We start from the raw sequence: 7,365 nt of genomic DNA, 5'->3' as shown, positions 1-7,365 counted from the left end.
ATTCGTGAAGCCGTGGTCCCTGGAGTTCGCTCCGGGGACCACGGCTTTTCTGCGTTGTGGTCTTTTCCCGTATTTCGGATGCACATGGTCGTCGAATAGCAGGAATGAGCGGTGACCGGGCGAGACGTTCGCCGAGAGATCGGTGCTGAGGAGAACCGCTCGAGGAGCGTGTGGTGTCAGCCGTGGAAACGGCGGACGAAGCGGCGTTGCCAGGGCGTCTCGACCGCGCGGGGATCGTAGTTCCGCCGGACGTAGCCGACCGCCTCGTCGGCGGGCACGCCGTCCAGAACGGCGAGGCAGGCCAGTGCCGTGCCCGTCCGTCCGCGTCCACCGTCACAGGCGACCTCCACGCGTTCGGTCGTGGTGCGCTCCCACGCCTCGCGCAGCGCTTCGGAGGCGGCCGTGCGGTCGGACGGCAGCCGGAAGTCGGGCCAGCGGACCCACCGGGACTCCCAGCCGACGGCGGGCGGCTCGTGGCCCAGCAGGTACAGGCCGAAGGTGGGGAGTTCGCCCTCCGGGAGCGGTCGCCTCAGTCCTCGGCCGCGGACGAGCCGTCCCGAGGGCAGGCGCAGTACGCCTTTCGCCGAAGGGTCCCAGGAGGTGGTCATGGGGTGAGCGTAGCCCTGTCCATCGGGCCGTTCCCGATGAGCCGGGGCCACCAGGAGCGCGCCTGCTCCTCGGAGCGCAGCAGCGCCAGCGTGGGCATGCCCATGGCCTCGCCGGCCGTCAGGAGGTCGGGGAGCTGGGGGATGGGGGCCACCGCGGCGACGTTGTCGAGGATCAGGGTGAGTGGTGGGTCGAGCCGACCGGCGGATGACCCTGCGGCCATGCGGCGGCCGTGCTCGACCACGCTCGAGGTGAGGGCGGTGAGGAGCGGCATCGTGCCGGCGGCACGGCGCGGATCCTCGATGGCTTCGCCCACCACATACAGCGTTCCCCCTTCCGCCACGAAGGATTCCACCACGGCGGAATCCGCCCGCGACGCCGTGCAGGCGTTGCGGACGTGGAGTTGGGAGAGGGAGGCGAGGGCGTCGCGGACGAGCTGTGTCGCGGCGTCCCTGCGCTCCGGGTGGGCGATGAGCGTGGCCTCCAGCTCGCCCGCGGCGCCGGACGCGGCCTTGGGATGGGTCCGCAGGATGTGGACGGCCTCGCCGGGGGAGCCCGCGGTGGCCGTGGCCCAGCGGTGGACCTGGCGGAACGGCTCGCCGGCGACGGCCGCGGCGTGGAGCCAGCAGCCCAGGAGGGTCTCGGCCGCGCCGTGGGTGGCCGCGTCCGCGCGGGCGGGGCTCCGCACGGGGGCGAGCAGGGCGGCGGCCCGCGTGGCGGCGGTGCGGCGGTCCTCGCAGCCGTGGTGGGGTGCCCAGCGCAGGCGGACGGGGGCGTCCGTGCGCTGGGAGGGGTCGTAGAGGTGGACGGGGCCCAGCTTGGCGCGGGCGCCCACGGTGTCCGCCCAGAGGGCCGGGTCGGCGGTCACGACGAGGGCGGGGCCGGGGGCGGCGCGCAGGGCGTCGGCCGCGCGGGCGCCGTGGGCGTGACCGTACGCCAGGCCGTACTCCGGGCCCGTGGGCGGTCCGGCGAACGCCTCGGGCCCGGGGTGGGACCGTCCGGGGATGGGCCGCTGTGGCGTGTCCACCGTCTCGTGGCGGGCCGCGGGCCCCTTCGACCGGGGGACGGGACGCCGCTCGGGGAGGGGCGCGACGGGCGTCTCGTGGGGCAGGGCGCCCTGGGACGGGCTCCTGGCGGCCTCGCGCCGGGCCGCGCGCAGGGCGCGCCACCGGGCGACGGTGCCGACGACGAAGACGCCCAAGACCGTCAGGACCATGAGCTGGCCGATGAGGACGCCCCAGAACAGGCCGGGCCCCGGCAGGGTGTCGGGGGACGCGTCGGGCCAGGCGGAGGCCAGGTCCCGGGGCTCGGAGAGCAGGGCCCGCATGGCCAGGGGGGTGCGGGTGAAGGTGACGCCCGCCGGCCACGCGCCGTGGGCGAGGAGGCCGGCCAGCCCGGTGGCGGTCCAGGCGAGGGCGGTGATGCCCAGCAGGAAGCCCAGGAGGCCGATCAGCAGGCCGTCGGGGATGCCGCGCTCCCGCGGTCCGTCCTGTGGGGCCCGTGCGCTCTCGCGGCCGTACGGCACCGTCAGGCCACCGTCTCGTCGGCGCGTGCGAGCCGCTCCATCTCGGCGGCGCGGGACTCGGTCTCGGCGTCGAACTCGTCGGCCAGGGTGTCCTCCAAGGGGGAGCGGGAAGAGGCGGACTCCGTCATGGCGCGGTCGGTGAAGACCAGCGGGCGTTCCGTCTCCGTGACCAGGTGCTTGACGACCTGGACGTTGCCGTTGACGTCCCAGACCGCGATGCCGGGCGAGAGGGTCGGGATGATCTCCACGGCCCAGCGGGGCAGACCCAGCACCCGGCCCGTGGCGCGGGCCTCGTCGGCCTTCTGGGCGTAGATGGTGCGGGTCGAGGCCATCTTGAGGATGGCCGCCGCCTCCTTGGCCGCCGCGCCGTCGACCACGTCGGACAGGTGGTGGACGACCGCCACGAACGACAGGCCCAGGCGCCGGCCGAACTTCAGCAGGCGCTGGAAGAGCTGGGCGACGAACGGGCTGTTGATGATGTGCCACGCTTCCTCGACCAGGAAGATGCGCTTCTTGCGGTCGGGGCGGATCCAGGTGTGCTCCAGCCAGACGCCGACGATCGCCATGAGGATCGGCATGGCGATGGAGTTCCGGTCGATGTGGGAGAGGTCGAAGACGATCAGCGGCGCGTCGAGGTCGATGCCCACCGTCGTCGGGCCGTCGAACATGCCGCGCAGGTCGCCGTCGACCAGCCGGTCCAGGACGAGCGCCACGTCCAGGCCCCAGGCGCGCACGTCCTCCAGGGCGACGTTCATCGCCTCGGCCGACTCCGGCTCGGGGTGGCGCAACTGCTCGACGATGTCGGTGAGGACGGGCTGGCGGTCGGTGACGGTCTCGTTGACGTAGGAGTGGGCCACCTTCAGGGCGAAGCCGGCGCGCTCGTCGAGGCCGTGGCCCATGGCGACCTCGATGATGGTGCGCAGCAGGGCGAGCTGGCCGGTGGTGGTGATGGCCGGATCCAGCGGATTGAGGCGGATGCCGCCGTCGAGCGCGGCCATCGGGTCCAGGCGGATGGGGGTGATGCCCATCTGCTCGGCGATCAGGTTCCACTCGCCGACGCCGTCCTCGCCCTGGGCGTCCAGGACGACCACCTGGCGGTCGCGGAAGCGCAGTTGGCGCAGGACGTACGTCTTCTCCAGCGCCGACTTGCCGTTGCCGGACTCGCCGAGCACCAGCCAGTGGGGGGCCGGGAGTTGCTGGCCGTAGAGCTGGAAGGGGTCGTAGATGTAGCCCTTGCCGCTGTAGACCTCACGGCCGATGATCACGCCGGAGTCGCCCAGGCCGGGGGCGGCGGTGGGCAGGTAGACGGCCTGCGCCTGACCGGTGGAGGTGCGCACGGGCAGGCGGGTGGTCTCGATCTTGCCGAAGACGAAACCGGTGAAGGCGTCGGTGATGGCGGTCAGTGGATCGAACGCGGCCATGGTCTGTGCGCCTCCTCAGCGGCGGATGCCGGTCGCGAACGGCAGGGTGTTCACGAACGCACGGTGATGCTCCCGGTCGCACCACTCCAGCTTCAAGTAACTCTTTCCGGCCGATGCCCGGATCGTCCGCTTGTCGCGGGCCAGGGCCTCGGGGGAACGGGAGGAGACGGTGATGTAGCCGACGAGGTTGACGCCCGCGGCACCGGAGGCCAGGTCCTCGCCGCGCTGGTCGACGCGGCCGGCCGCGGCCACGTCGCGCGGGTCCACGGTGCGGTTCATCTTCGCGGCGCGGCTGGCCTCGGCCTCGTCGTTGGTCTTCTCCGTCAGCATCCGCTCGATGGCGACCTCGGTGGGCTCCAGGTCCATGCAGACGGCGACGGTGCGGATCACGTCGGGGGTGTGGACCAGCAGCGGGGCGAGGAAGTTGACGCCCACGGGGGTCATCGGCCACTCCTTGATCCAGGCGGTGGCGTGGCACCAGGGGGCGCGGGTGGCCGACTCGCGGGTCTTGGCCTGGAGGTAGGTCGGCTCGGCCGCGTCCAGCTCGGCCGGCCAGGCGTTGCGCCGGGTCATCGCCTGGATGTGGTCGATGGGGTGGTCCGGGTCGTACATGGAGTGGATCAGCGACGCCATCCGGGCCTGGCCCAGCGGCTGCCGCACCCGGATGTCGGCCTCGGTCAGGCGGGCGCAGATGTCGGTGAGCTCACGGGCCATGACGACGGCCAGGCCCTCGTCGCGGGTGAGGCGGCGGCCGGTGGAGGCACGGGTGGCCTTGGCGATCGCGGCGGCCTCGGCGGCCAGCTCGCGGGTGTAGTGCATGCAGGCCACGAGGTAGGCGCGGTGCTGCTCGCTGGAGGTGGAGACCATCGACAGCAACTGGTCGTAGGAGTCCCGCAGCCAGGGCGCGGCCCGCTCGTCGCCGCGCTGCTCGACGTCCTTGGCGTGGGCGTCGGGGTCGGCGGGGAGGGTGCGGGCGAGCATCTGGAGGCGGGTGACGAAGCCGTCGCCGTTGGCCACGTGCTTGAGCAGGGTGCCGAAGCGGTCGACGAGGGCCTCCTGGTCCTCGCTGTCGCGCAGGCCCACGCCCGGCCCCTCGATCTCGATGGCGGCGGTGACGGTGCGTCGGTCGGCGTGGAGGAGGACGGCGATCTCGTCGGGGCCGAAGGGCGCGGACAGCCAGGTGATGCGGCCGACCCCGGGGGGCGGCGGGACGTCCACCTCGGTGCCGTCGAGCCGGGTGCCGGCCTCGGCGGCGGAGGAGCGGTAGGCGGTGCCGCGGCGCAGCAGACGGCGGTAACTGCGGTTGATCTCGAACCACTTGTAGTACGTCCGGCCGCGGTACGGCACGTACACCGCGGCGAGGGCGAGCAGCGGGAAGCCGACCAGCATGACGATGCGCAGGGACAGGACGGGGACGAGCAGACCGCTCATCATGCCCAGGAAGGCGCCCGCGATGATCAGCGCGATCTCGCCCGTCTCCCGGTTCCTGCCGATGAGGGCGTTGGGACGGGCGCGCCCGATCATGTACGTGCGGCGCGGTGCGACGGTGTGGGACGGGGACGTCACCCGCTATCACCTCCGGTGCGAGGACTGGTCGTGCTGTCGCCCCTGCGGGGCGGGGGCGGCGCGGCGGGCGGGGAGGTTCGGGTACCGCGTGAGGCGTGGGCGGCCACGCCGCCGGAGACGGGGTTGGCGGGCCTGGGGGTGGTGCCGGTCGGTCCGCCGCCGCCCTCGGCGGTGCCGCCGCGGGCGCTGTGGGTGTTGATGCCCTGTCGGAGCATGGCGGCGGGGGAGGAGACGACGGCGGCGGCCGTGCGGGAGGCGGGGTCGGCGCTCGCGTTGCGCTGGCGGACGATCTCGTCGCCGAAGCCGGGGACGAAGCGGTAGATCATCGCGCTGGCGAAGATGGCGAGGAGGATGATCGCGAGACCGGAGACGATCGCGGAGAAGGCGTTGGGGCCCTCGTCGGCGGCGAGTGCCCCGGCGAGGCCGAGGACGATGACGATGACCGGCTTGACCAGGATCACCGCGATCATGATGCCCGCCCAGCGGCGGACGTGGCCCCACAGGTTCTTGTCGACGAGTCCGGCGTAGACGACCGTCCCCAGCAGGGCGCCGACGTACAACAGGGCGGCTCGGATGACGAGTTCGAGCCACAGGACGCCCGCGGCGAGGACGGAGACGAGGGAGACGACGATCAGCATGATCGGTCCGCCGCCGATGTCGTCGCCCTTCTTGAGCGCCTCGGAGAAGGCGCCGAAGAACTTGTCGGTGTTGGAGCCGGTGCCCGTGGCGATCGCCTCGGTGACGGCGTCGGTCGCGGTGACCAGGGTGTAGAGGACCAGGGGGGTGAAGGCGGAGGCGAGGACCGTCAGCCACAGGAAGCCGATGGCCTCGGTGATCGCCTCGGTGAGGGGGATGCCGCGCACGGCGCGCTTGGCGACGGCCAGCAGCCACAGGACGAGGGTGAGGATCGTCGAGGCGGCGAAGACGACGGCGTACTGGCGGAGGAAGGCGGGGTTGGTGAAGTCGACGGTGGCGGTGGTGGTGACGGCGTCGGAGAGCTTGGTGACGATCCACGCCGCGGCGTCGGCGCAGCCCTGGGCGAGGGAGGCGAGGGGGTCGAGGGAGGACAGGGGGTCGTCGGCGCCGCCGTCGACGCCGCCGCTGTCGGCACGGCCCTGTTCGCAGACGTCCCTGGCCGCGCCGGGGACGTTCTCGCACTCGTCGTTCCCGGCTTCCCCGCTCGGCGACGGCGACGGCGTCGGGTCGGCGACCGCGCGGGTGGCCGTCCAGAGCGCACAGACCTGGGCGCCCGCGAGGAGCGCGGCGAGCGACAGGGCACGGCGGCGGCTAGCGGGCATAGGTGAACCCTCCGTACTCCTCGACGGCCTTGCTGATGTCCTCGGCTGTGGCGGCCCGGTCGTCGCCCGGCACGGGGGCGGGGCCGTCCTTCTGGGAGTCGTCGGCGATCTTCCAGTCCGACCCGTTCCACCGCAGGTCGAAGGTCCAGGTCTTCCAGGTGGTGGTCACGGGGGTGGTCGACTCCTCGCCCGCCATGCCGATGAGGCTCGTGTACCAGACCTCGACGGTGGCGCCGTCGTCCCCGTACTCGGTCACCTTGGTGCCGACCGGGATGGTGCGCGAGACGAAGGTCATGCCCGCGGGCGCCTCGCCGTCCGCGGTGAGGCCCAGGCGTGCGAAGAACTCCTCCGAGTACGCCTCGTCCTGGGGGCCCTTGATGCGGGCGGCGGCCTCGGGGGTGTAGAGGGTGTCGACGAGCAGGTGCCGCCGTTCGGTGTCGAACATGCCCGTTCCGCCCAGCGCCACCGCGTAGTTGGCCGCGGCGCTCTGCGCGCCCTGCTCGGTGCGGGGGAAGCCGGTGGGGACGCCGTCGGTCTCGGTGTCGACGGGGCGTTCGCCGGTGGGGGCGGTGGGCCGCGCGCTGCTCTCCGCGTTCGCCCCGTCGGGGCCCGGCGCTCCGTCGCCGCCGCCCCTGTTGGCGAAGGCGATGGCCGCGATCAGCAGGACGACGACGCCCACCACCGTCACCATGCTGCGGCCCACGCGGACCGGCGGTCGCCTGGGCTCGTCGTAGGCGTCGACGACGTCGTCGCCGTACCCGTCCTCGCCGCCGATGCTCATCGTGCGCGTGCCCTCTCGGTCGCCCGGCTGCCGCCCGGTTGTCGTCGTGCCCTCTCCATGACGTTAACCCCGCGCCGGCCGTTGTGGGGCCGGTGTGTGCGGGATCGCTTCCGGACGGTGACCGGGGGGTCGCCGGGGTCGGTCCCGGTGCCGGCGTTCCGCTCCACT

Annotated in this window: 6 protein-coding genes; all 6 read right to left on the bottom strand. The window is 73.1% G+C overall.

Annotation, left to right across the window (positions count from 1 at the left end):
* Positions 1 to 176 precede the first annotated feature (176 nt).
* The 6 genes from ABD335_RS04335 to ABD335_RS04310 are packed head-to-tail and all read right to left on the bottom strand — an operon-like array spanning position 177 to position 7,197.
* Entirely contained in the window at positions 177 to 608 is a 432-nt protein-coding gene (locus ABD335_RS04335; protein ID WP_344320698.1) for a protein-tyrosine phosphatase family protein, read from the bottom strand.
* Entirely contained in the window at positions 605 to 2,131 is a 1,527-nt protein-coding gene (locus ABD335_RS04330) for a P-loop NTPase family protein (RefSeq protein WP_344320697.1), read from the bottom strand. The genes ABD335_RS04335 and ABD335_RS04330 overlap by 4 nt, the downstream gene beginning before the upstream one ends.
* A gap of 2 nt (positions 2,132 to 2,133) precedes the next feature.
* Positions 2,134 to 3,552 carry an ATP-binding protein gene (locus tag ABD335_RS04325; RefSeq protein WP_344320696.1) on the bottom strand — a complete coding sequence of 473 codons (1,419 nt, stop codon included), beginning with the start codon at positions 3,550 to 3,552 and terminating at the stop codon, positions 2,134 to 2,136.
* A 15-nt stretch (positions 3,553 to 3,567) separates the two neighbouring features.
* A complete protein-coding gene (locus ABD335_RS04320) occupies positions 3,568 to 5,118 on the bottom strand; it encodes an SCO6880 family protein (RefSeq protein ID WP_344320695.1) in 1,551 nt (516 codons plus the stop codon).
* Entirely contained in the window at positions 5,115 to 6,416 is a 1,302-nt protein-coding gene (locus ABD335_RS04315) for a hypothetical protein (protein ID WP_344320694.1), read from the bottom strand. Before ABD335_RS04315 ends, ABD335_RS04320 begins: the two co-directional genes overlap by 4 nt.
* Positions 6,406 to 7,197, bottom strand: a complete 792-nt coding sequence (locus tag ABD335_RS04310) for a DUF8175 domain-containg protein (protein ID WP_344320693.1) — start codon at positions 7,195 to 7,197, stop codon at positions 6,406 to 6,408. The genes ABD335_RS04315 and ABD335_RS04310 overlap by 11 nt, the downstream gene beginning before the upstream one ends.
* Positions 7,198 to 7,365 lie beyond the last annotated feature (168 nt).

Source organism: Streptomyces macrosporus (assembly GCF_039533145.1).
Lineage (GTDB): Bacteria > Actinomycetota > Actinomycetes > Streptomycetales > Streptomycetaceae > Streptomyces > Streptomyces macrosporus.
This window is presented reverse-complemented; position numbering and strand designations above follow the sequence as displayed.

Coding starts and splice junctions, on each gene's coding strand:
- ABD335_RS04315 (WP_344320694.1), bottom strand. CDS start 6,416: ATGCCCGCTAGCCGCCGCCGTGCCCTGTCGCTCGCCGCGCTCCTCGCG.
- ABD335_RS04335 (WP_344320698.1), bottom strand. CDS start 608: ATGACCACCTCCTGGGACCCTTCGGCGAAAGGCGTACTGCGCCTGCCC.
- ABD335_RS04325 (WP_344320696.1), bottom strand. CDS start 3,552: ATGGCCGCGTTCGATCCACTGACCGCCATCACCGACGCCTTCACCGGT.
- ABD335_RS04310 (WP_344320693.1), bottom strand. CDS start 7,197: ATGAGCATCGGCGGCGAGGACGGGTACGGCGACGACGTCGTCGACGCC.